Origin of the sequence: Leptospira andrefontaineae (genome assembly GCF_004770105.1) — a bacterium.
Lineage (GTDB): Bacteria > Spirochaetota > Leptospiria > Leptospirales > Leptospiraceae > Leptospira_B > Leptospira_B andrefontaineae.
In genome coordinates this window covers 241024-265293 of sequence record NZ_RQEY01000005.1, presented here as the reverse complement: position 1 = coordinate 265293, position 24270 = coordinate 241024, and the positions used below count along the sequence as shown (strand labels likewise).

The following is a 24270-nucleotide window of genomic DNA, read 5'->3' as shown; positions in this document are numbered from 1 at the left end:
GATGAGGAAGCCCCATTTTTTTAGTTGTAAGACCACTCCAAGGTCGAATTCTATCCTTGTGGGTTGTAAATTTAGAATCCAACATACCCTAAAGATGGGCAACCTAAAAACCCCTGCCTTTCAGGCGGTTTTATTCTCGGTTTTTTTATTTTTCGCATCTTGCGGAACGAATACTGAGGTGGCCCAGTCACCTTATGTGTTCATAACTCCGGTAGGAGTTCCCCAGATTTTTTCAATCACCGCTAAATACGATAATATAGATACTCATAAGCCAGAGTATGATCTGAAGTATTATATCACTAATCTGGAACCTCAGTTTGTAGGTTATAATCTTTATATTACTTTTGCCATTCCTTCCGCCGGAGAAACGATCAGTAGCGCAAATCTATACTTAGAAAACGGGGTACAACCTTCTTTTCCTCAGCTGGCGATCCAAGCTTCTACCTCTAATGTAGTAACTCAGACGATCGAAAATTATCAGCCGTTCTCCCCGATACAGATGTTCCAAAAATGTGAGGTATATACTTTCACATTAAGAGCATTATTGAATACGGGAATCACTTCTAATATGTCCACTCCGATCACAAGATGTAGTTCCATCTATCCGGATCATTGTGGAACCAATACCAGCTGCAATCCTACTGCATGCACTGTGGCAAGCTGCTCTACTTCTACACAAGCCCTTTGTCCTGTCGGAACCGCCTGTAATCCTTGTACAAAGGGAAATGCGGCTACAGGCTGCGCCTGCCCTGCGGGAGAATCTCCGCCGGGTTGCAATCTATGAGCGAGGCTAACGCTTCTAAATTTACTATTCGCCCGGGCGCTGCCTATGTAGTTGCTACTCCCATAGGAAACTTAGAAGATATTACTTTCAGAGCCGTTCAGGTGCTTAAGCAAGTAGATGTAATCTATTGCGAAAATTCTTCTCATAGCAGAAGACTTCTACAAACCTACGAAATTTCTACCCAAGCTAGGACTTTATATAAAGACCAAGGTGCCGAACCTTATAAAGGTATTATAGAAGATCTGAAATCAGGAAAGACCTTGGCCTTAGTTTCAGATGCAGGAACTCCAGGAGTTTCGGATCCGGGCTCCCAATTGGTCCGAATTTTAAGAGAAGAGAATATTCCAATCGTTCCGATCCCCGGAGCAAGTGCTCTTACTTCCATGCTTTCTGTTTCAGGATGGCAGGTGCAACCTTCCCTATTCTTAGGTTTTTTATCAGAGAAGAAGGGTAAAAAAAGAAACCAACTCAAAGAATGGGAAAACTTCGAAGGGGTTCTTACCATCTTCGAATCGGTTCATAGGATTAGGGATACCCTGTCTGCGATCCGGGAAATTTTTCCGAATTCTCCTATTCTTTTAGGGAGGGAGTTGACCAAAATCCATGAGGAAATCCTAAAAATAGAACCCGTTCAAGCCCTCGAGTCCCTGAAATTCCCGGAAAAGGGTGAATTTGTAGTATTAATCTATACAAATCCTAAAAAAATGCTTAACGGACGTGTCGGAGATGCCGATACTTTGGAGTGAGAGGGAAAACCCATGACTATCGATAAAATAGGCGGCATTGGCGGAGGATCTTACGAGCCACGTAAGTCGACTCCTGTACGCAAATCTGAATCTAAAGAATCATTTGATAATATTTCTATTTCCGACACTGCTAAACAAAAGGCTTCGGAAGCACGTATCCAAGCAGAAGTGCAAACGATCGCACAAAAGATCGTAGCAAGTCCTGTGGATTCTGAACGTTCTACCAAACTAAAAGAAGTTAAGGAAAAACTTAAGAACGGAGATTACGATAATCTCAGCCCTGAAATTTTAAACGCAGTAGCTGATCGTATCGCAGAATCTTTTTTAGGCCGTTAATCACTAATTAAATCCGGAATTGTTTCCCTTGGATTCCGGATTTTACATACTTCCTCTCAATTAAAAGGGAGAACGACACACAATGCCGATACTCCCCGACTGGATCAATTTTAGTTTTCCCACCAAAATCCATTTTGAAGTCGATTGCGGCTTTAAAATGGGTAACTTCGTTAAGAACATCGGCAACCGCGCGGTCATACTCTCTACTCAAAGTGAGTTGGAGAATATGGACGAGTTCTCCATCATAAAAACTTCTTTAGAGAAACATATAGATGGTGTAATTCTTTATGATAATATCGAGAAGGAACCTACATTAAAAGAACTAGATACCGCCGCGTACTTCGCTAGGATCTCCAACGCAAATTGTATTATAGGCTATGGTTCTTACGAAAGCCTGAACACTGCAAAGTTAGTCGCACTTCTTGCAAATAATGATGCTTTCGCAGAAGATGTTTTCATCCTGAAAAAGAATATCAGGCTTAAAAAACCGATACCTCTCATTCTTATCCCTACTCATCCGGTAATGGGATTGGAATGTTCTCCTACTGCTACAGTGTATATGGATGACGATAGGACCGTTCGTTATTTCGCTAACGAATTCCTTTTCCCAGAGATGGTGATCGCCGATGCAAAGATCAGTAGCTTTATGACTTCTGCTGACGTTGCAAAAGTCGGAGTTGGAATTCTAGCGGCTGCAGTGGACAGTATTCTTTCCAAATATTCGAATGAACTCACAAACTCTTCTTCCTTAAGAGCAATAGAGATCATTTATAAAAACTTAGTTCCCGCTATCAGAGATCCGAAGAACTTACAATATAAAAACGCGATCTTTGGAGCAAGTTTGCTTGTAGGAATGTCACATTCATCTAGCTCATTAGGACTTTGTTATGCACTTTCCTTAGCTGCTTCCAACTTAACGAACCTGGACGTTTTCCAGGCGATGTCCATTCTTCTTCCTCACGTGATGGAATATAACCTCACTTCTTCCGCGGGTAAGTATGTGATGATCGCAAAAGCCTTGGACGAGGACATCACCAATATTTCGGTGATCGAAGCGGCCATCAAAGCGGTAGAAGGAATTCGTAAAATTTATATAGAACTCAAAATCCCTCAAAGGCTTTCCGAGTACGAAGTACGTAAGATAGATCTTCCAGGGATCGCAAGTCTTGCTTCTTCTTTTCCATTCTTGGATTCCTTGCCTAGGGAACTCCCTAAAAACGAGATCGAAACGATTCTAGTCGCAGCATTCTAGTAAGTTTCGCACGGAGAGCACCAAGATCACGAAGGGATGTTGTTTGTTGGAATTCCAACATCACCCCGCCTAAGTTGTAGGAACTCCTACATCCTACCGACCCTTTTCTTCGTGTCCTCCGTGAGCTTTGTGCGAACCTTTATAAACTCAAAAAAATAGTCTTATGTCGGGAAAAACATTTGAAAGGTCCGATCGGGGTCCGAGAATGGAGACTCATGAGCGAAGAATCCATAGACACGATTATCGGGGAAGACATCCAATTCCGAGGCAAACTACGTTTCAATAACGCACTGAAGATCAAGGGTCAATTCAAAGGCACCATTGAGACCACAGGATCTTTGATCGTAGGAGAAACAGGAAGAGTCGAGGCCGATATCGAAACAGGAACCCTGGAAATCGAGGGAGATCTAAAAGGAAATATCAGCGCTGCCTCCAAAGTTTCCGTCCGCAAGACAGGCAAATTAGTCGGAGATGTTCGCACCCCGGATCTTGAAATCGAATCAGGAGCAAAATTCAGCGGGAATTGCATCATGTAATTATGCCCCAGCATGGACCGGATTTTCATAACCTACCAAATTCTTCCATCCAAGGCCTAACCCCTCTTCAGTCCCATGTGTTCGGGACAAAATTCGGAGGGGTTTCCGAGCCTATAAAAGTCCTTACCCAAAATATTGCAGATCTTCCTTCTCCGTTTTTATTACCGGACATGGATGAATCTATCCGCATTCTTCAGACAGCAATCAAAGAAAATAAATCCATCCTACTCTATGGAGATAGGGATAGTGATGGCGTTTGTTCTACAAGTCTACTCGCCAATTTTTTAAGAGGGATACATCCTGGAAAACTTACCGTAAAAACTTCCAGCGAAGAAGATTACGGCTTATGTGAACCAGCGATGAAATATGTGAGAGAGGTCAAACCTGACCTACTCGTAACACTTGACTTTGGAACAAGCAATAGTGCTGAAATAGAAGAATTGAACAAAGAAGGAATGCAGGTTGTGGTTTTGGATCACCACGAAATTCCGGAAAGAATACCTTCTTCTTGTAAACTTATCTCTCCTAAAAGAGGAGATTCTCTTTATCCTACGGAAAAGATCTGCACTTCCGTGATTGCATGGAAACTGATCACTGCATGGCTTTATACTACATTAGATAATTATAATTCTTTGGTCTGGATCTCCGATGGGGAAACATTCTTTAGCGGGTCTCTTGTAAAAAATGGGATCAAACTTTTCCAGGGAGATAAGTCGGAAGCAGAAAAACGTTTTTCCGGTAGTTTTATAGATTGGCCTACTACTTCCAAAACCCAATTTCCGGAAAGAGAAGTTTTCTATTCTCAAATTTCTTCTTCACCTGCCATTTGGGAACAGGTTTTGAAAAATCTGGATCTTGCCTCTATTGGAACAATCACCGATATGATGCCGCTTGTGGGAGAAAATAGGATTATAGTCAAAGAAGGTTGTTTTACTCTTCAGAAGATCAAAACGGGAGAATTTTCACATCGTCCCGGTTTGGAAAAACTTTTATCTCAATTAGATCTAGATAAGAAGAAGATACTCTCTAGAGACTTGGGCTGGAGCATTGGTCCTGCATTAAACGCTGCAGGCAGGATGCAAAAAACAGAAGCGGCACTTGGGCTTCTTCTTTCCAACTCGGACAAGGAAGCGGAAATTCTCGCAACTGACCTTCTGAAATTAAACGAAGAAAGAAGAGAAAGAACCAAAAGAAATTTATTCAGAGTAGAAGGTTTCCTAAAAAGGAAAAGAGAAAGAACAGAAAGGCCAATCCTTTTCTGTTACGAACCCGATTTCGAACCAGGTGTATCAGGGATCGTAGCCACAAAACTTGTGGAACAATATAAAAGACCCGTTATTTTTATAGCCCCGGATCATGGACACGCAAAGGGAAGTGTAAGAGCCTACGGACGTGAGAATGTTCTGAACCTTCTTAAAAAAGCTGAGAATATTTTTCACCAATTCGGCGGCCACAAAGAAGCGGGAGGATTTTCTCTTTCAATCGATCAGATACCAAAACTTGCAGAAATTCTTCTCCAAGAAGCAGGAAGTTGGTTGGAATCGGAAAAAGTTTCAGGCCTACAAGAAGAGACCAAAAGTTTGGTAAGTCTCAGGCCTCAAGAGTTAAGAGAAAATTTATACATCGAACTTGGACTATTTGAACCTTTCGGTATGGAAAATCCCGCTCCATTACTTTCTGTGAAAGGTGCAAGAATACTTTCTTATCGTCCTCTATCAGATGGTAAACATGCAAGGTTCAAAATTTTAGCATCTTCCGAATCCATCCAATGTATTATTTGGAATAAGGCAGAAGAATTTTCTCAGGTATTAAGAGAAAAAGGTGAGTTAGATCTTTGGGGAAGTTTAGAAGAGAACACTTTTAGAGGAAAGACCAACCTTCAATTTGTGGTCCAATCCTTCGAATAGAACAATATCAATCCGATTCGTTAAAATCGGAATCTTCTGAACTTGTTTCAGATTGTTGCGGTTTAGACTGTTCTCCGTTTTGACGGCCGCCTTTTTTATTACGATCTTTGAATCGACCGCCACCGCCTTCTCTTTCTTTACGATTTCGGTTTGGACGTCCACCCTGTTGTTGGCCGCCTTCTCTTCTGCCTCCTCCTCCGCCGCCAATACTGTTTGGTAGAACCGGCCTTTTACGGAGAGAGATTTCCCAGAAGAATGCAGACTGTAGGGCCTTATCATTATTATCCGCGATCGCATTGATCTTATAAACGTAAAACGCGTCGTAGAAGAAGTCTTTCTTACGGAAAAAATTATTTTGAGAAGCTTTATCGTCTTCGATATGGGTAAATCTTTCTTGAGACGCAAATACCTTGATCAGTCTTTCCTTATCTTTTTTAGGAGTTCCTAGTCTCTCGAAAATAGGCTCCAAAGATTGTTTTAAGGAGGCAACCAGGTGCCCCCCACTCTTCTTAGTTAAAGACTCTTCCGCAAGGTCGGAAAATAAAAGTGCATAAAATATCTGAGGAGTGAGTTCTTCTCTTTCTGTAAGAAGTTTGTCCGCAATCGCCAGACGTTTCCCAACTCGGGTCTCCAAAAACTTCTCTCCGAAGTCGGGATTTTTCCTGCGCTCTCTTTCGAACGCTTCCTTAAGTAGGACTTCGAGCAGGGAATTTTGAGCCATACCTTGGAAAATAAGAGAAGTTCTCCAGGTGCGGAAAATTTTATTATATTCTTCCAACATACGGGAAGAAGAAGCCTTTTCCAACTCGTGTACATTCTTCTTAATAGATTTGGAAGTTCCCTTGTCTATTTTAAGACCAAGAAGTACTGCAAATTTTACTGCACGCAACATTCTGACCGGATCTTCTCTAAATGAGATGTCCGGATTTCCTATCACTCTGAGTTGTCTGCTTTGGATATCTTCGTATCCGCCTACATAATCCACGATGGAATCATTACGGATATCATAGTATAACGCGTTGATCGTGAAGTCTCTTCTCGCAGCATCTTCCTGCGGAGTTCCGAATTTATTATCTCGTTTGATCAGATAATCCTGATCTTCTACAGGTTTTTCAAAACGATGTTCGGGAAGAGAACGAAAAGTACTGACCTCGATCACCTTTCCTTTGAAAAGAATATGAACGATCTTAAATCTGCGACCGATGATCCGACAGTTATTAAAGATTTTTTTAATTTGATTCGGAGTGGCGTTGGTGACTACGTCGAAATCTTTTGGCTTGCGTCCCAAAAGAAGGTCCCGAACTCCTCCGCCCACGATATAGGCCTTGTATCCAAATTTATGAAGACGGTGGATGATCTTTACCGCATCCTCGTCGATCATGGTCTTGCGGATCGGATGTGAATCCCTATAAAACCTCTTTCCCTCCGGATAAATAAGAATGTCGTCGACGGATCCTATTTTTTTCTTGAAGAGATTGGACAGAAATTTCATATGATGGGATAGTTAAGTCCTATAATCCCCGTCGGACCCCTACCTGCAAGTAAAAATCTATGAACAACGAGGCAAAGTTCGAAGACCGCCCCAGAGCCGCAGAAAGGCTGAAGATCAAGTATCTTCGCTTCCGTTCTTCCTGGCTAAAAATCAAAGAAAAAGGGTCTCGCAAAATTTCTTTCCTGCTCGTACCTCACGATCACGAAGCTGTGCTGAATGTAGAGCTGAGTGTCTTCATGGCTGCGTTCTTAGGAGTACTTTCAGTCCTACTTTTTCTACTCGCAAGTGCATTCGTGGTGTACATGAACTTCTTCTTTGTACCAAATCGAGAGTTGATCCGAGAGACTGACAATAATGTCGGGCTATTTCTTTATTATAACTCTCTTCTCAAAGACGCGAAGAAAGAAATTTCCGGTTTAGAAAAGAAAACAGAACAATTAAACTTAGTTGCTTGGGAAGAAGTTCCTTGGAAAAGAATTCTCACCTTCGATTATGTACCTGAATTTAGCCTGAAGAAGAATGTTCCTGAATCTTCGACTAACATGGATTTATATTCTGATACAGTAGAAGGTTTTGCAGAAAGAAACATTGAATTATACAAGATCAAACATGCCTTCCAAAACGCATTCGATTATTTGGAAGAAAGAGAATCCATTCTATACGCGATGCCTAGAGGTCGTCCCTTAAAACCTGGAGTAGGATTTGTGACTTCTACTTTTGGAGGAAGGGTGGATCCATTCGGTTTAGTAGAGATGGGAGAATTCCACTCGGGTATAGACTTTGCTGCCGGCGAAGGAATTCCAATATATGCTACAGCTCCAGGTGTGATAGAAGACAATGGACAATCAGCAGGCGGACTCGGAAAAAGTATTCGTATCAATCACTTGAATGGATTTTATACCGTGTATGGGCACTGCTCCGTGGTCTTTGTAGAAAAAGGACAGATTGTCACAAGAGGCCAGCATATTGGAAATGTAGGCTCCACAGGAAAGGCCACGGGACCTCACGTGCATTATGAAGTCCATATAGGCTATGATCCTCCTATGGACCCGGCTGAATTCGTGAATATGGAATAATTTTTAATCTCTCCGAAACTTTCCCGATTCGGGGAACGAATATAAGGGAAAAAAGATCCAAAGAAGGAAACATGTATAAAGTCATAGATATTCCCGGACTAGTACCTTTCGTCCAGAAATACATCAGCAGCGGCTGGGAAGGAATTTCCACATTCAGTATTTTAGTAGTGATCGCCTTTCTGGCGGCTTCTTATTTTTTACCTAAGGAATTAGAAAGAAAACATCTGGAGCCGGCTCATGCAGATTGGCTTTTGATCTTAGGAGTTTTTGGAACATTCGTAGGTGCTAAGATATTTTTTATCTTCGAGATCTGGGACCAAGTATTCGTAGATACCCCTGGCTTTGATGGAAAGTATCTCTACCCACTCACCCACTTTGATGGTTTCCCTGGTCGTCCTGGGCTTTGGTCCAGTTTATTTTCAGGAAGCGGTTTGGTCTTTTACGGAGGATTCCTTTTCGGGATCTTATTCATCAGCCTATATATGATCCAAAACAAATTGGATGTAAAAGCATACTTGGACGCTACAATTCCGAGTATGGCATTAGGTTATGCGATTGGTAGATTAGGATGTTTTGTTTCTGGGGACGGCTGTTACGGATTTGCAACTCACACAGACATTCCTCTTTTAACATTCACCTACTGGCCGACAAGTGCGGTTCCAAGTGGTGTTCCCGTTTGGAATACTCCAGTTATGGAATCAGTTGTATCTTTCCTATTCTTCATTTACTTTCAAAAATGGGCAAGATTCCAAAACTTCAAAAAGTTCAGTTTAGGCGCACAGTATTTAATCCTTCATGGGCTTGCAAGATTAGCGATAGAATTCTTAAGAGTGAATAAGGCAGTGATCCCTTTCTTCGATCCACCTGTGCAATCCAATATTCCAGGAGCAAATGGAGAAACGACTACCTTCTTAAACGGATATTACTGGCATGGATTTTCCCAATCACAGTACGTATCGATCGCGATCATACTAGTCGGTCTATATTTCTTAGTGAAATGGAAACTCTGGGAAAAGGAACCGGTCCCAGCTTAATTACCTCAAAAGAGTTTCGCACGGAGGACACCGAGGTCACAGAGGATGAATTAAGAAGCATGTGGGAATTCCTACATTGCTACTCACAAACTCTCTGTGTTCTCCGTGAGCTCTGTGCGAGACTACACTACTCACCTGAGGCGTGGAACTTCTCGCCTTTGATCGTTCTGATCATATCTGCAGTATTCAAATAATTCGTAGTTTTAAAAAGAACCTTCCCATCTGGAGAGAAGATCACAAAGAAAGGAAGACCAATTTTTAATTCAGGAAATCTAGGATCATTCTCATATATTAAAAAATCCTTATCATCGTCCCTGATTTTCAGAAGGATCGTTTTGCCGAGTGCCTGGTTCAAATTCGGATCGGATATAGTTAACTCTTCGAAAGCTTTACAATTAGAACACCAATCTGCATAAAAATCTGCAAACACCAACCGGTCTTCCGTGCGAGCAGTCTCGAATGCCGTATCGGAAATTCTATGCCACTCTAGATTTCCATGTTCTTCTACCACATCCTTCTTGATCCCGCCTGGAACGGTTCCCCAACCGGCAAGTCGAATGAGGATCGCACTAGAACAAATCAGTCCTGTAAGAAGTAATGCCTTCTTCATCCTTTCTGTGCGAAGAATAGATGCTGGCTGGTAAAAATATGCCGTAGCCAAAACACCAAGAGCGGCAGCCAAGATCCCGAGGCTTAAATCAAATGGAACAGACCATAATTGCATCGCTTTATTATAATAAGACCAAGCAAAGTAGAAGACCACAAATCCTAAAACGATCTGTATCCATCTGGTCCATCTACCCCCGCGAGGAAGAGAAAGACCGAATACACCTAAAAATAAAAAAGGCAATCCTAAACCGAGACCGAATAATGCCATCTTGAATGCGGAAACCGCTAAAGAATAAACAGTTATACTTTGGACTCCTGCAGTCACTTGAATGAGAATTGCAACTACAATCGGACCAACACAAGGAGAGGAAAGAAAACCTGCTCCCATTCCCAAAAGGAAAGTTCCCTTCCAGCCTTGGCAACCTTTCCACTCTTTCACGGGGAAAATTGGTAAATGCAAAATTCCTAATGAAGCAAGTCCTAGTAAGAAAATAATTACGGCTAAGAATAGATTGGTTCCCGGAAATCTTAGAACAGTATTAAATGCTCCACCGGAAACTCCTGCCACGAGCCCGAAACAAAAATACATAGATGCCAAGCCGGCATAATACACCAACGGGTGGAACATTTTGTTCGTGGCAGTTTCTCCCCTTGCTTGTATGATCCCTACAGTGATCGGATACAAAGGGTATACACAAGGAAGAAGACTTGCGCAAAGTCCTCCCAGGATCAGAAAGATCGCGGAATGGAATCCAAACTCTGAACCTGAAATTCCTGTCTCCAACCATTTGTTGAGAGAGGACATCCAGGATTCGGAAACTACCTGGGACTGGGCATGTAAGGAGCTAGTTAGGAAAAAGAAGAATATTAGAAGTCCGGCTCTTAGGCCAAACGTTGAGGAGAGAAGGATCCGAATTTTCTTCATGAGATGGACGATTAGACCTAAACAGGATTTGTCTTTCTCCTAAGATTCATTATCGGCCCCATAACCTCGAAACCAAGTTGCGATTTCTAAAAGTATGGTCAATCCTGAATTCCTGGAAGGATACCCCTGGATTTGATCCGTACTTGTTTGGACGAAGCAGAAAGGTAGAAAGGACGGAAAAAGCCCGATCCTTTTCTAAAAAAAGACCGGGCATGAGAGGAATGACTACCTCAGATGGCGAACTGAAGAGTGAGTGAGAAATAAGTACTATTTCTATCTAGATTGAATTGTTTTTGGTTTTTGATCGCATCTCCCGCATAAAGAACAGTGGCTCCTGCCCAGATCGAGAAGTAATCGTTAATCTTCTTGATATAAATCAGGTCATATTCCAGCAAAAGTCTATGTCCAGGTTGCCAATTTTTCAGGAAAGGATTATTGGCATAGTTTTCGGTACTTCCAGTAACAGTCTTGTTCGCGAGGAAGTCTCCATTTGCATCGTATCCGGTGCTACCACTGACCGCGTTTCGATTACCGTCATACCAAGCATCTTGGACTTTATCCTTACGAATATCATAAACTGCGAAAATGAATCTTCCCCAGGTATCATCATAGTATTGGATATGAACGGAAGAAGTTCTTACGTTCGCCCAGAATGCAGCGTTTGCGATACCGTTCCCCGAATCGAAATATGGGAATCCACCGGATCTTGTAGCAAATAAAGGATCCCAAGTTGCAGATTTTCCATCAGCACGGTTAGGGTCACCGGAGGCTCTTGCGAATTGAACTCCCACACGGAAACCTTTATAAGTATAACCTGTTTGAGCCAAGAAGAAGGAAGCGTCATGCTGAACGGTTTCCTTATAAGCGGCATGTTTGTTCGTTCCGGATCCTATGGTTGTATTCAAAGTATCCCAAGAGGCGTCTATTGTTTGGCCGGTACTTCCGGTTTGAGCTGCATATTCTAAACCCCAGTCCCAGGATTTACCTGCAGGAAGACTTCTACCGGAAGCTGTCCTATTACTCAAACGAATACCTGTAGTGAATAGATTGTCTCTACCGTTTGTTCTTTCATTCGGATCCACAAGAGGGCCGGTAGCCGTAGTAGTATTATATTTTTTGATAACACCTATCTCATATAGATCGACTACCAATTCCTCAGAAGGTTTCCAAGTATTGTACAAGAAAGCAAGATAAGTATCGTTAAGAGCTTTTGCTCCGCCAACTTTCTGACTGTTTGCAGTTACAAATCCGTTCGGACCATTACTCTCTTCTGCAAGAACAGTGTAACCTGCATGAGTGGACCAAGTCTTAGTATCGAATGCGACTCTAACCCCATCAAAAGAGTTACCGATCTGGCTATCGTTACGAGCACCGATGATCCTGGAATCTCCATAAGAGAAAACCTGACGACCTAAATACAATTTTGTATAAGGAAGAAAATCCTTCCAGATCACATAAGCTTCTCGGATATCCGTATTATTTTTTACTGGGACCTGGCTACCCGGGGCATATGCAGTCCCAATAGAATTTGTGAAAGAAGTTGGACCGTATCCAGTTCCACTCGGGTCTTTATATTGTCCGTAAAGACGAGTGTCTTGGATGGTCAATTTTACTGCGAAGGATTCATTGATATCCAAAAGAGTCCAAAACTGGCTATTTTGCGTAACGTAGTTTTTGGAATCATTTGTGGATTTATCAAAATCTTGATTATTAAAATTTTCGAATCTAGGACGGATCTGTAAACCGAAACGAAGGTTATCGGTGAGCCAAAGATTGGAACTTTTTTTGACCGAATCCTGGTGCTCAGGAGTTAAGAGTAAAGTCCCAAGTAATTCCCCGTCTAACTTACCTTTCCAGGGACTTTTGTAAGGAACCGCAGGAGCTTTATCTTTTTCCTTGTCTTTATCCTTAGTTTCCGCAGTTGGAGTCGCAGTTGCAGCAGGAGTTTGGGTAGAAGGAGCAGAAGTTTTTTCTTCGGTAGCAGTAGGTTTCGCAGGAGTTGTGTCAGCCTGAGTAACCGTTTCTTGTTTTGGAGGTTCTACCCCTTGGGCCCAAAGAGTTCCTAATCCTAAAAGTCCGAAAGACAAAAGTAGTCTAACCGGCAAAAGTGAATATTTTTTGTTCCGACTCTGTCGGTTTGCAGGTGTATTTTTTAACATATGGGGAGTCCCTTATTTTGGATTAAAATCCAATATAGCGGATATAAATCGGAGTTTAGCAGATTTTGTAAACAATTTATTTGATATTTTCCTAGTTTTTTTGACCCACAGTCGCTTTTTTAAACTCGAAACTACTCAGATATAATGACAAATTGTCACTACCTCTGCTAAAGTAGAATTTTTCGAAACTTCTTTTCCCTTCCAGGATTGGCGAGAAAGACCGATAGGATAAAATAGAATGCAGAGAAGAATAAGACACATAACGCGGGTCTGGATCCTAGTTTTTCTGCTATTCTCCCCTACATTACAAAAATTGAATCCAATCCCGGTCTCAATCAGCACGGAACCTGACCTGGACTATAATTACGAATACGAGAAGAATGGTGTATATACCAAGTTTTCCGACTGGGTTCCCTATAAACTCCATAAATGGGAACCAAAGTTTTTAGAAGACTATTACGAGATGTATGGGCTCAAACTTCATTATAAAGAAAATGAACTCAGAAGGAATATATTCTTCTTAAAAGCCGGCTTACAAAAAAGATTTAGACATCCGAGGAATGCACTCTGCAGAGTAACGAATGAAGAAGAATATCATAAATACAGACTTCTAATCTTCATGCACATGAATCTTCAGATCATGAGATCCTATATGAGGATCGCTTCCCAATTCGATAAAAGGCATTTATATTTTTATAATTTAGATTTTGCCCATGAGCTCAAACAATCCTTCGAGGTGGCGGATTCATTCTACAAAGAAGCTATTCCTTATTGGGAAGCTTCCAGAAAATACGCAGACCAGGCCTCTGAAATAGATTATGATCTGGATCTAGGAACTATAGAAACGGAAAGATACGAGATCATCACCGGTAAGTTGGATTTCGGACAGATCATTTCAGATCATAGAGAGCGGCTTACTAAAAAGAGAGAAACGGTTGGCGCTTATCTGGCCAAATACCCCGAAGCAGATAAGCCTAATTTAGATCAGATCCCTTAATAGAACGAAAAAGTTTCACACAGAGGCACTGAGAACACAGAGCGCTTTATAAGCGGAACCTTCTTTTCTTCGCGGCTTCGCGTGAAAATTGTTTTAGGATTTTTTTTGGGTTCACGCAAAGGCGCAAAGACGCTAAGGATCTTATCTTCGTTAAATCTCCGTGAACTCGGTGGCCTCCGTGCGAACCGAACCTATAAAACAAAAAACCCCGGAATCAATCCGGGGTTTTTTAATCCATACTGAATTCTTACGATTAGCAAGAATAAGTAGTAAGGAACTCGAATGGGTGAGGACGTCCTTCCCAAGGCCAAATTTCAGTTTCGAATTTATAAGCTTTGTAGGTTTGGATGAACTCTTCGGTAAATACGTTTCCTTTTTTGAAAATTTCTTTACCAGCCAACATATGCTCAACTGCTTCTCTAAGAGTGTGAGGCATTTGTTGGATTCCTTTCTCGCGGATCTCGTCCAGAGAAAGTTCGAACAAGTCTTCTTCCCGAGGTGGTCCCGGATCGATCTTGTTCTGGATCCCGTCAAGTCCTGCCATAAGCAATGCTGCAAATGCAAGATAAGGGTTCGCAGAAGAATCTGGGAAGCGGAACTCTACACGTTTAGCTTTTTCACCGCTAACGAACGGAATTCTCGCGCATGCGGAACGGTTCTGAGCAGAGTAAGCTAAGATCGCAGGAGCTTCGAATCCAGGAAGAAGTCTTTTATAAGAGTTAGTAGAAGCGTTAGTGAAAGCAGCTACAGTTTTTCCGTGCTTCAATACACCACCAGTATAGTTAAGAGCTAATTCGCTCAAACCTTGGTATCCGTTTCCTGCAAATAGGTTTTTGCCGTCTTTCCAAATGGATTGGTGGCAATGCATACCGTTACCGTTGTCTCCGTAAAGAGGTTTAGGCATGAAGGTTGCAGTTTTTCCCCATTTATGAGCTACGTTCTTAACAACGTATTTCAGTTTTTGAACGTTATCTGCTGCTTCAATAAGAGTTCCGAATTTAACTCCGATCTCTCCTTGAGCCTGAGCAACCTCGTGGTGAACCACGAAAGTTTCCATTCCGATCTTATGAAGAGTTTTAACGATATCAGCACGAAGATCCACTTGAGAATCCACTGGAGCTACTGGGAAGTAACCACCTTTGGTTCCTGGACGGTGTCCAGTGTTGATGGAACCTGGCATATCAGTGTGGGAATTCCAAATACCTTCGGAAGATTCTAATTCGTAGTATTGGATATTGATCGCGTCTCTTACTTTCAAACCGTCGAAAAGGAAGAATTCATTTTCTGGTCCGAAATAAACAGTGTCACCGATCCCGGTATCTTTCAGGTATTTCACCGCATTTTTAGCGATGGAACGAGGGCATTTTTCGTAAGCTTGGTTCTTATAGATGTCCCAAACATCGCAGAATACTACAAGAGTAGGATCTGCAGTGAACGGATCCAAAAAGATGGAAGTTGGGTCAGGGATCAACTGCATGTCCGATTTGTGGATCGGTTGCCAAGCAGGGATGGAAGAACCGTCGAAAGGAAGTCCTTTTAGAGTGTCTTCTTCTACGGAATCTACGTGGTAAGAAACGTGGTGCCAAGCTCCTTTAATATCCGTAAAACGGAAATCGTAGAAAAGAACCTTGTTCGCTTTCGCGAAAGCGATCACTTCTGCGGCATTTTTCGCCATTGATACTTATCTCCTATATGTTTGTACTAGGGGTCTCTAATTCGCACGCGAAAAGCGTGTCCTGCTTATGTTTATGCAAGAGATGTGCCAAATCCTAATACCCATCTTGCAAGTATCTTCCCTATTTGTAAAAAAAGAAGGAGCCCCTAGAAAAGCAGTCCATGCTCAGGCTAAAAATCCTTGAACCTGAGGCAATCAGTAAAAAACTCCGATTGAATGGATTCGGTAGAATTTTCAGACCCAAGGTTTTGGATCTACCTGTCCTTTGCCTTGCGCTAGTTTGGTACACTACGCTCAAAATATAATCATGGGAGAAACCATGCAGACCCTTGCCAAATGGCCTAGTCCATCGGAACTTTCTTTTTCAGACAGGCGAGATGCCCAAGTAGGAGTTCCAAACTCCAAAGAATATTTTCAATCCGTGTTGGCATGGGCAAAGGAAAATGGAGCCGAAGAATACTATCTAGTTCCGCTGGAAGAATGGGTTCCTTCTTCTAAACTACTATCTACCCTTCCCTCTTATCCTGTTCTCACCCAAGTAGAGTTCCCAAATTCAATTACCTTCTCCTATATGCTCCCTCCGGTATTATTCGGAAATAAACTTTGCTTCTGGACTTCCGAAGGAAACAGCTTAACAGACTCTTATATTCATGTTTTGGAAAAAATAGAAAGATCCGAAGAACACTTAAGTAAAATTTTAGAAACAGAACTCCATTCAATTCCTAAGATCGTTTGGAAAGAAGAAGAGAAACATTCAAATTCTCTATTATTAGAAAGGAAATTATGGGGGAAAAAAGAGAATGGAAAAAGATATTCTTCCTCCTTCTCTTTAGCCAAAGCGTTTTTTGTAGGATCTTTGACAGATATCAGGGAGATAGGCGAATACGAATTAGTCTCTGAATCTTCTTCAGACTTAGAAGAAGCGATCCAAAAGTTCGTATATAAAAGAGCAGATTCCAAATACTTCTCCGTTTTATCTGCGCTTGGAAAAATCGAATCCGAGAATAGATTTGTTTTTAAACCTAAGATCTATTTTTCATTCGGACTACAACTTCTAATACTCTCTTCTATCCTTGCAGAAGCATACGAAGAGTTAGTTTCTCGTTGGATAGAAGAGAGACCGCAATATAAAGACGCTTTAAACAAATTGAAAGAATGGACTGAAAAAGAATTTCATCCAAAAACAGAACTCGGAATGGAAGCGATCTTTGAAGAAAAGGTCATCCATTTATTGGATAAATATTCAGGACGATCGGACAGATTCCTTCTTAAAAGATTGGAACAAGAATATTCACATTCTCAGAAAGACCTATCAGAACATTTCCAACTCAGGAAGAAGGAGATAGAAGAAAAATTGATTCCAGATCTTCTCTCCCAGGTAGATTCTCATTCTAAACTTTCCTTTCCGGAAGAACTAAGATCTGAGTGGGAAAATTTAGGAAAAACATTACAGGTTCGTCTAGAAAATCTTCTCTTAGAAAGAAAAAATTTACCAAATCCGGAACAAAAAGGGAACGGAAAAACGCCCGAAAGCTGGAACGTTCTAATCGGGCAAAGGTCTGATTAAAGAATATAAGGCCAGTTTTGCCTAGGAAAGGTTTCGAATCACCCGGAGAGAAATCTTTGACAAGGCCGGTATTTCAAAAAAAATGACCGGTAAATACCTTTTAAGGTATTTCCTAGGAATAACGGCGACGTAGCTCAGCTGGTTAGAGCAACGGAATCATAATCCGCAGGTCCGGGGTTCGAATCCCTGCGTCGCTAGGTCCTTTGGAGAAAACACACCCATGAAAAAAACAATCCTCGCAACCCTAATCTTGCTCGCTACGGTTTTTGCCGGATTCTCTTCCGTTTCCGCTCAAAGCCAAGCATGCAATCAGATCTGTGATTTTTATACAAACTGTGTAGAAGGGCAAAAAAAACTTAGCGCTGCAGATAAACAAAAAGTGGGAGCAGGCTGTTTAAATACCTGCCGTAAAAATTATTCAGCTGTTACTTCTTGTTATGAAACTCATGCAGGACAGTGTACTGCTTTTAATAGCTGCCTGATGGGTAGTTATAAAGGTAAAAAATAAGTTCTAATTCATTCGATCGGGTACTTGAAAAAATGCCCGGTCGAAATCCTTAAAGACCGGATCCAGTCCCTTCTTCCTTAACATCTCGGTAAATTCTTCGATCTTTCTAGTATCTTCTATCTCGAATTGTTTTAATTCTTCTCCACCAGAATAACCTCCAGGATCTGTCCTAGATTCCACGGACATATGAGTGATAGGCATTCCTGCAAGATGGTTTCTCATCCGAATAGATTCTCTTGTGGATTGAACGAGTCCGCTATCCGGTAAAAAAAGACGAAGTGCAAATAAGAAGCGAACATACTCTCTATCAGATACAAAGATCGCCTTATCAAACTCACCTTCCGCGGGTCTCATGCGAGGAAGAGAGATTTGGATCGTAGTTCTCCAATATTTTTTTGTAAGATAATATGCATGTTCTGCAAGGCGGAACATTTCTCCGTACGGATCCGAAAGTCCAAGAAGTGCGCCTACTCCGATCCGACGAAACCCGGCAAGCCCCCCTCTATCAGGCGCATCCAGTCTGTATCTCATATTCTTTTTCATCCCGCGTAGATGATACTTAGAATAGACCTCCGGATCATAGGTCTCTTGGTAAACTACTAAACCTTCTACCCCTTCTCCAATCAATACCTCGTATTTTTCTTGGTCCATCGGATAAATTTCGATGGAGATGGAATCAAAATAGGATTTTAGAATAGTTACCGCAGATCTTAAATATTCTAAATTTGTGATAGAATAGTCTTCTCCGGTTAGGATGAGAAGATGTCGAATCCCTTTGGAGTATAGAACTTCCGACTCGGCCCGGATCTCAGACTCATTTAAAGTTTTTCTGGGGATCTTGTTTTCAAAACTGAATCCGCAATATATGCAGGAAGATCTACATTCATTGGAAAGATACATCGGCATATAAAGAGAAATCGTATTGCCAAATCTTCTTTTGGTCCAAGCTAAAGAATATTCTGCCATTTCTTCCAAATAGGAATCAGCAGACGGATGTAATAAAGAAAGGTATTCTTCGAAGTTAAGAGGTTTTCCGGAATGAGAACTATGAAGCGCAGACTCAATATCTAATTTAGATTTAGATAATACTCTTTCCTTCGCTTCTGAGAAGGAGATTTGGTCAAATAACTCCGTGTACATTTCTAGATTCTTCTTCTAAAAATCCTGTGAGAGGACTGGAGGCCGCAGCTTTTTTGGATGTGGATATTCCGGAATTGGAATACAATCTAGAGATCCTTCCCGCTTCCGTAGCGAGTTTGAATGCATAAGCTGTTTTTGCCGGATCTTTTGCGATCGCGATAGCAGTGTTGACGAGTACTGCATCTGCTCCTAATTCCATTGCTTGAGCCGCATGAGAAGGTAACCCAAGTCCTGCATCCACTACAACCGGCACATTGGATTGTTCTATAATAATCTCTAAATTTGCCAAGGTGCGGATACCTTGGTTTGTCCCGATCGGAGAACCTAAGGGCATAACTGTAGCGCAGCCTGCATCTTCTAAATGTTTACATAGAATAGGATCTGCATTGATATACGGCAGAACATTAAATCCCTCTTTTACAAGGATTTGAGCAGCTTTCAAAGTTTCGATAGGATCAGGAAGAAGGTAAACTGGATCAGGAGTCACTTCCAGTTTTACCCAGTCGCCCCCTCCAAGTTCGCGAGAAAGTCTTGCAAGACGGACAGCTTCTTCTGCGTCTCTTGCTCCACTTGTATTAGGCAAAAGTAATATTTTTTCCCGGTTGATCTTGGTGAGAATATCATCTTCAGTTGAAGACAAATCCACTCTGCGTAGTGCAACAGTCACCACTTCCGTCTTGGAGGAATGGATCGCTTGTTCCAAAGCGACACCGGAAGAAAATTTGCCGGTGCCCAAAAACAGCCTGGATTTGAACCTTCTGCCTGCGATAATTAGATCGTCTGATTCCGCCACAATTCCAGATTATACTGCTTCGGTCGCTCTTCCAGCAAAATCTCTAGCTTCGTCCAGTCTCAAGCTGATAATTTTAGAAATTCCAGGCTCTTCGTTTGTGACCCCGAAAATGGAATTTGCTCGATGGATCGTAGACTGCGCGTGAGTGATCACCACAAACTGGGACTTGTCCTTGAACTTATCCAAGATCTGGCAGAAACGAAGTTTATTCGCTTCATCGAGTGCAGCATCTATCTCATCCAAGAAACAGAACGGAGAAGGTTTTACCATATAGATCGCAAACAAGAGTGCGATCGCTGTTAAAGATTTTTCTCCACCGGAAAGTAATCTCAGGTTTTGGACATGTTTGCCAGGAGGTTCCGCCATGATCTCGATTCCTGCGTTTAAGCTATCCTCTCCATCCACGAGCTCAAGCATCGCTTTTCCGCCGTTGAATAGTGTAGAGAATGTTTCCTGGAAATTCTCTCTGATCCTTTCAAATGTTTCTCTGAAAAGTTTCTCAGACTCTTCGTTGATATTCTTTAGGATCTCAGTGATATCATTTTTAGATCTTTCTATATCTTCTTTTTGAGTACGATGGTGTTCGTAGATCTCTTTTACGTTTCGATATTCTTCGATAGAAAGCGGATTGATAGAACCAAGCATTTGGATGTCGGACTTCAAACGTTTGAGTTTTGTCTCACTTTCCCCTTTTTCAGGTTTTCTATCCTTAAACTCGTCAGCAAGTTCCTGCTCGGAGATAGAATAATCGTTGTATAATTCTTCCGAGAAAGACTCCAGCTGTACCTTATATACGGAGACTGCCTTTTCCTTTTCAGTTAGGATAGGGAATAAGTTCTTATAATCTTCTTGGTTTTTCTGGATCTCGTTTTTAAGACCTTGGATCTCTTTTACGATATTTCTAAGAGCTTCTTTTTCGGAATCAAGTGCACGGCTCATTTCCAAAAATTCGTTATATCGGTTCTCGATCTGTTGTTCCAGTTCGATCACTTCTTTTTCGAATTCAGTTTTTTTAGCGCCGAGCGTTTTGATGGATTCCTGAGCGGCAAGAATTCTCTTTTGGGTTTCTTCTATCCTTACGGTAAGAGATTTAGCCGACTCTAATTTTGAATTCTTCTCGGAATTCAACTCCAAGATTCGTTTTTCTAAATAAACGATTTTTTCACGGATATTTTCAGCTTCTTCTCGGAGAGATTCGATCGCCAATCCGGATTCTTTTATGGAACGAGTCAAATTTTCGTTCTCTAAGATCAGATCTTCTATCTCTTGGTCTAAGCCCTCTTTCTGGGATAAAAACCCGTCTCTATCAAATAATAAGGTACGGATACTATCTTCTAAGGAGAAATATTTTCCTAACTGAGACCTAAACTTTTCAGTTTCCAATTTTCCAGCAAGATAGGAGATCTTGTTTTTAGTCTCTTCTCCAGTGTAAGAATCTAAAGCGATTTTTAGATCCGTTTCGACGGAATGAATACGATCCGCTTCGCCCAGTAGGAGTTCCTTCAGACGATTTCTTTCCTCTTCTGTGGATTGAGCTTCTTTTTTGCGGGACTCCAATTGAGAGATCAGGTCAAAAATAACCTCTTTTAGTCTTTCTCGGAGTTCCACATGGCGTTTGTCATTGGAGAGAATTCTCGCTTCCTTCTCTTGGATGGAAGTATTCTCCGCTTCTATCTTAGATTCGATATCAGCTTTGTTTTTACGAAGATCTTCGATACCAAGTTCTAAAGATTTACTTTCTCCTTCCAGATCGATCGCTTCTTTTTCGAGCTTTTCTTTATCGATCTGCAGAAGGCTTTGCGCGGACTCTTCTTTAGTTAAGGATTCTCTAATATCGGAAATTCGATCGGAATAATCTAGAATAATACCTTTATTACTCTCAACCTTGTCTTTTTGGATCTGTGTTTGAGTGAGATGGTCCAAGAGTTTTTTGTCAATCTCTGCAACCTTCTTTTCCAAGTCGGACTTATGATGATCTAATTCTTCGATCCTGCCTGTCTCTGCAGAAATTCTTTCTAGAAGGACTACGTTCTTTTCTTTAATTTCTTTTAATTCATTCTCAGAAGTCTCATACTTCTTAGTTAAAGTAGAGAATTTGATATAACGGATGATCTTATCGGTCTCATCCAGCTCTTGTTTGAGTTTAAAATACTCTTCTGCCTTCTCTGCTTGTTTTTCCTTAACTTCCATCTCCTTCTTCATCGTATTCATAATATCTTGGATACGAAGAAGGTTTTGGTTCGTGTCGGAAAGTTTTTTAAGAGCCTCTTGTCTTTCCATCTTAAATCTGGAAATACCTGCAGCCTCTTCGAAGATCAGTCTTCTTTCTTCCGGTTTGGAATGAAGGATACGATCCACCTTTCCTTGTTCCATAATCGAATAGCTGGATTTTCCGATACCAGTATCGAGTAAGATCTTTTCGATCTCCTTACGTTGGACACGAGAATCGTTTATTAGATATTCGTTATTTCCATCCGCGTATAATCTGCGGGTCAATTTGATGGTTGGATAATCCATCTTGATAAGTTTGGAAGAATTATCGAAAACTACGCTGACTTCCGCGAAGCCCGCAGGTTTACGAGCCTCGGAGCCGTGAAAGATGACATCATCCATCTTATCACCACGAAGACCTTTGGCGGATTTTTCGCCGAAGACCCATTTTAAAGCGTCGACTATATTCGATTTTCCGGAACCGTTAGGTCCTACAACTGCGGTAAATCCCGGATCGAGAAGAACTTCTGTCTCGTCCGCAAAGGTCTTGAATCCAACAATATTCAGGCTTTTGAGATACATATGTATTTTTGTGTTTCTTTGGGAAATTGATTGCAAGTGACCAGAATCGGGCGGACTCTGGAATGCTTAGGAGTATTATGTCTCACGATCTCCCGGAAAAAACAAGAGAAATATTCGGGAAAAAACCCTATCTCAGCCTGTATTTCCAAAATCCTCCCACAGAACTGTTGGAGTTCCGACTAGAAGCTGCAAAAAACCAAAACGAGTTCTTTCTTTCTAAAAAAGGAAGAGCATTAGCAAGTTCGGTTTCTCCTTTTACCCAAGCAAAACGCCAGGTGGATTCAGTTTCGATACAATCCACAGATCTGGTCGCAGTTTTAGGGCTTGGAAATCCACATTTGATCCGAGAGGTAGAATCCAAATTAGAGCCGGGACAAATTTTATTACTCATAGATAAGGACAGAGATCTACTCTTTCCACTTTGGGAAGAATGGTTGGGACCTGTGATGGAAGTCCCAGGGAGGCATTTATTCTTAGGAGAAAATTCACTTTCTCTTCTCTGGAATTATTTGGAGTCGCTTCCTGTAGAAAGAGTTTCAGGTATCAGAATACTGCGGAACGCAGCAAGTGTTTCCTTGGAAGAAATGTTCTATGCGGAAACGGATATACGACTTAGAAAAATTTTATCTTCTAAGATGAGCGATCTACTCACCAAATTCGAATTCGAAAGAATTTGGGTCAGAAATTCACTTGTTAACACTGCAAACTTTTTATCACCACCAAGCCCTAAAACCAAAATAGAATCCTTAAAGGAAAAATTTAACGGGACACCTTCCCTACTTGTATCTGCAGGTCCAAACTTACGCAGGCAATGTGAATGGATCAAAAGTATTAGAGATAAGGTTTTTGTAATGTCTTGCGATACTTCTCTCAAAGTACTTCTTAAATACGGGATCATACCTGATGGAGTAATGACATTAGATGCACAAACTCATTCCGTATTCCATTTTTTAGGAGAAGATACATCGCCAATCCCATTATTCGCAGACTTAGTTAGCTCTCCTCCTATATTAAGAAATTTAAAATTCAAGTCTGTAGTTCACAGCATCACTGCAAAATACCTGGTAGATGCTTCCGGAGCATTAAAAAGAGAAGCGACTGCGGGAAGTTCTAGCGCAGAATCTTTGCTTGGACCAATCGGAGACGTTCAATCCGGAGGAAGTGTCGCCACAACTGCATTCGATCTACTCAGAAGTCTCGGATGTAAGCCCTGCTTTTTAGTTGGCCAAGATCTGGCTTATTCAGGAAGAGAGATCCATTCTACCGGAACCCATCATAATGAAAAATGGCTTACCTTACTCACAAGAAAAACAAGTTTAGAAAAAATCAATGAAGCGGTGGTCCGAAAAAGAGATACAAGATACGTTCCTTCTGTCACTGGCGGAGAAGTATTAACTGATTATGTATTGGACTTATACAGACATTGGTTTGAAGAATCCTCTAAATCCTTGGACTTTCCGGTCTATAATGTAAACACACAAGGTGCCAAAATAGAAAACGCAGAAAACATAGGACCGGAAGAAGCTACCCAGATCCTAAATGGATTCCAAGATCACAAATACTTCTGGAAAGAATTCCCTGCCTGGAAACCTGAATTGATCCAGGAAACATTGGTAGGATCTCCTGCAGAATTCAAAAAAGAATTATTAGAAAGAATAGATACGATCAAAAATGAATTTTCCAAACCGGAAAAAAAAGAAGAAGTTTATGCAGATCTACTTTCTCTCTTCAGAGATACATTAGGAAAATGGGAAGATCTGAGATACTTAATCCGAAAAACGGAAGTTTATATTCTTCGCCACAAAGATAAGCTGGACGAGGAAAGAAAAAAACAACTCTTCCTCGGAGCTATTCTAAAAGAATTCACGATGCTTCGCAGAAAACTTTTGGCCGGGGAAAATTAGAGGAAATTTAATTAGTATCATTTGTAGTTTAAGTGTA

General features: G+C 41.3%; 19 protein-coding genes and 1 tRNA gene. 13 read left to right on the top strand and 7 right to left on the bottom strand.

The genetic code is table 11. From position 1 onward, the window contains the following. Positions 1–94: 94 nt before the first annotated feature. From EHO65_RS02910 to recJ, 6 genes are all read left to right on the top strand, one after another. Positions 95–784 carry an LIC11073 family putative lipoprotein gene (locus EHO65_RS02910; RefSeq protein WP_167481999.1) on the top strand — a complete coding sequence of 230 codons (690 nt, stop codon included), beginning with the start codon at positions 95–97 and terminating at the stop codon, positions 782–784. Then, positions 781–1530, top strand: coding sequence for a 16S rRNA (cytidine(1402)-2'-O)-methyltransferase (gene rsmI, locus EHO65_RS02905; protein ID WP_135772697.1), 750 nt, complete (start codon positions 781–783; stop codon positions 1528–1530). Before EHO65_RS02910 ends, rsmI begins: the two co-directional genes overlap by 4 nt. A gap of 12 nt (positions 1531–1542) precedes the next feature. Beyond that, positions 1543–1866 (top strand): flagellar biosynthesis anti-sigma factor FlgM, encoded by a 324-nt coding sequence (locus EHO65_RS02900; protein WP_008592868.1) that lies wholly within the window; start codon positions 1543–1545, stop codon positions 1864–1866. Positions 1867–1948: 82 nt separating this feature from the next. After that, on the top strand, positions 1949–3118 hold the full coding sequence (locus EHO65_RS02895) for an iron-containing alcohol dehydrogenase (RefSeq protein WP_135772696.1): 1170 nt from the start codon (positions 1949–1951) through the stop codon (positions 3116–3118). 215 nt (positions 3119–3333) lie between these two features. Further along, positions 3334–3654 (top strand): bactofilin family protein, encoded by a 321-nt coding sequence (locus tag EHO65_RS02890; protein WP_010515397.1) that lies wholly within the window; start codon positions 3334–3336, stop codon positions 3652–3654. Between the two features lie 2 nt (positions 3655–3656). Continuing rightward, a complete protein-coding gene (gene recJ / locus EHO65_RS02885; RefSeq protein ID WP_135772695.1) occupies positions 3657–5561 on the top strand; it encodes a single-stranded-DNA-specific exonuclease RecJ in 1905 nt (634 codons plus the stop codon). Between the two features lie 7 nt (positions 5562–5568). Here recJ and pcnB read toward each other — a convergent pair whose 3' ends face one another. Continuing rightward, entirely contained in the window at positions 5569–7053 is a 1485-nt protein-coding gene (pcnB, locus tag EHO65_RS02880) for a polynucleotide adenylyltransferase PcnB (protein ID WP_135772694.1), read from the bottom strand. A gap of 59 nt (positions 7054–7112) precedes the next feature. Here pcnB and EHO65_RS02875 point away from each other — a divergent pair, with 59 nt between their 5' ends. Then, a complete protein-coding gene (locus EHO65_RS02875; protein ID WP_135772693.1) occupies positions 7113–8129 on the top strand; it encodes a M23 family metallopeptidase in 1017 nt (338 codons plus the stop codon). Between the two features lie 71 nt (positions 8130–8200). After that, complete coding sequence (locus tag EHO65_RS02870) at positions 8201–9163, top strand: prolipoprotein diacylglyceryl transferase (protein ID WP_135772692.1); 963 nt, start codon at positions 8201–8203, stop codon at positions 9161–9163. Positions 9164–9290: 127 nt separating this feature from the next. Here the strand turns inward: EHO65_RS02870 and EHO65_RS02865 are convergent, their stop codons facing one another. Continuing rightward, on the bottom strand, positions 9291–10697 hold the full coding sequence (locus tag EHO65_RS02865) for a cytochrome c biogenesis protein CcdA (protein WP_135772691.1): 1407 nt from the start codon (positions 10695–10697) through the stop codon (positions 9291–9293). 230 nt (positions 10698–10927) lie between these two features. Further along, positions 10928–12856 carry an alginate export family protein gene (locus tag EHO65_RS02860; protein WP_135772690.1) on the bottom strand — a complete coding sequence of 643 codons (1929 nt, stop codon included), beginning with the start codon at positions 12854–12856 and terminating at the stop codon, positions 10928–10930. A gap of 238 nt (positions 12857–13094) precedes the next feature. Here EHO65_RS02860 and EHO65_RS02855 point away from each other — a divergent pair, with 238 nt between their 5' ends. Next, the gene (locus EHO65_RS02855; RefSeq protein WP_135772689.1) at positions 13095–13853 is read left to right on the top strand and encodes a hypothetical protein; all 759 of its coding nucleotides are present in this window, start codon (positions 13095–13097) and stop codon (positions 13851–13853) included. Between the two features lie 253 nt (positions 13854–14106). Here EHO65_RS02855 and glnA read toward each other — a convergent pair whose 3' ends face one another. Next, entirely contained in the window at positions 14107–15528 is a 1422-nt protein-coding gene (gene glnA / locus EHO65_RS02850; protein ID WP_100723541.1) for a type I glutamate--ammonia ligase, read from the bottom strand. 319 nt (positions 15529–15847) lie between these two features. On the opposite strand from glnA, the gene EHO65_RS02845 reads away from it, so the two are divergent. From EHO65_RS02845 to EHO65_RS02835, 3 genes are all read left to right on the top strand, one after another. Next, the gene (locus tag EHO65_RS02845) at positions 15848–17095 is read left to right on the top strand and encodes a hypothetical protein (protein ID WP_135772688.1); all 1248 of its coding nucleotides are present in this window, start codon (positions 15848–15850) and stop codon (positions 17093–17095) included. A 123-nt stretch (positions 17096–17218) separates the two neighbouring features. Further along, positions 17219–17292, top strand: a tRNA-Met gene (locus tag EHO65_RS02840). 23 nt (positions 17293–17315) lie between these two features. Continuing rightward, the gene (locus tag EHO65_RS02835) at positions 17316–17603 is read left to right on the top strand and encodes a Cys-rich protein (protein WP_135772687.1); all 288 of its coding nucleotides are present in this window, start codon (positions 17316–17318) and stop codon (positions 17601–17603) included. Positions 17604–17606: 3 nt separating this feature from the next. On the opposite strand, the gene thiH is transcribed toward EHO65_RS02835, so the two are convergent. Genes thiH through EHO65_RS02820 form a run of 3 tightly spaced genes read right to left on the bottom strand, consistent with a single transcriptional unit; the run spans position 17607 to position 22329 of the window. Continuing rightward, on the bottom strand, positions 17607–18743 hold the full coding sequence (thiH, locus tag EHO65_RS02830) for a 2-iminoacetate synthase ThiH (RefSeq protein ID WP_135772686.1): 1137 nt from the start codon (positions 18741–18743) through the stop codon (positions 17607–17609). Further along, positions 18724–19536 (bottom strand): thiazole synthase, encoded by an 813-nt coding sequence (locus EHO65_RS02825; RefSeq protein WP_135772685.1) that lies wholly within the window; start codon positions 19534–19536, stop codon positions 18724–18726. The genes thiH and EHO65_RS02825 overlap by 20 nt, the downstream gene beginning before the upstream one ends. 9 nt (positions 19537–19545) lie before the next feature. After that, positions 19546–22329 (bottom strand): chromosome segregation SMC family protein, encoded by a 2784-nt coding sequence (locus EHO65_RS02820; RefSeq protein ID WP_135772684.1) that lies wholly within the window; start codon positions 22327–22329, stop codon positions 19546–19548. A 77-nt stretch (positions 22330–22406) separates the two neighbouring features. On the opposite strand from EHO65_RS02820, the gene EHO65_RS02815 reads away from it, so the two are divergent. Continuing rightward, positions 22407–24233, top strand: a complete 1827-nt coding sequence (locus tag EHO65_RS02815) for a motility associated factor glycosyltransferase family protein (protein WP_135772683.1) — start codon at positions 22407–22409, stop codon at positions 24231–24233. Positions 24234–24270: the final 37 nt, after the last annotated feature.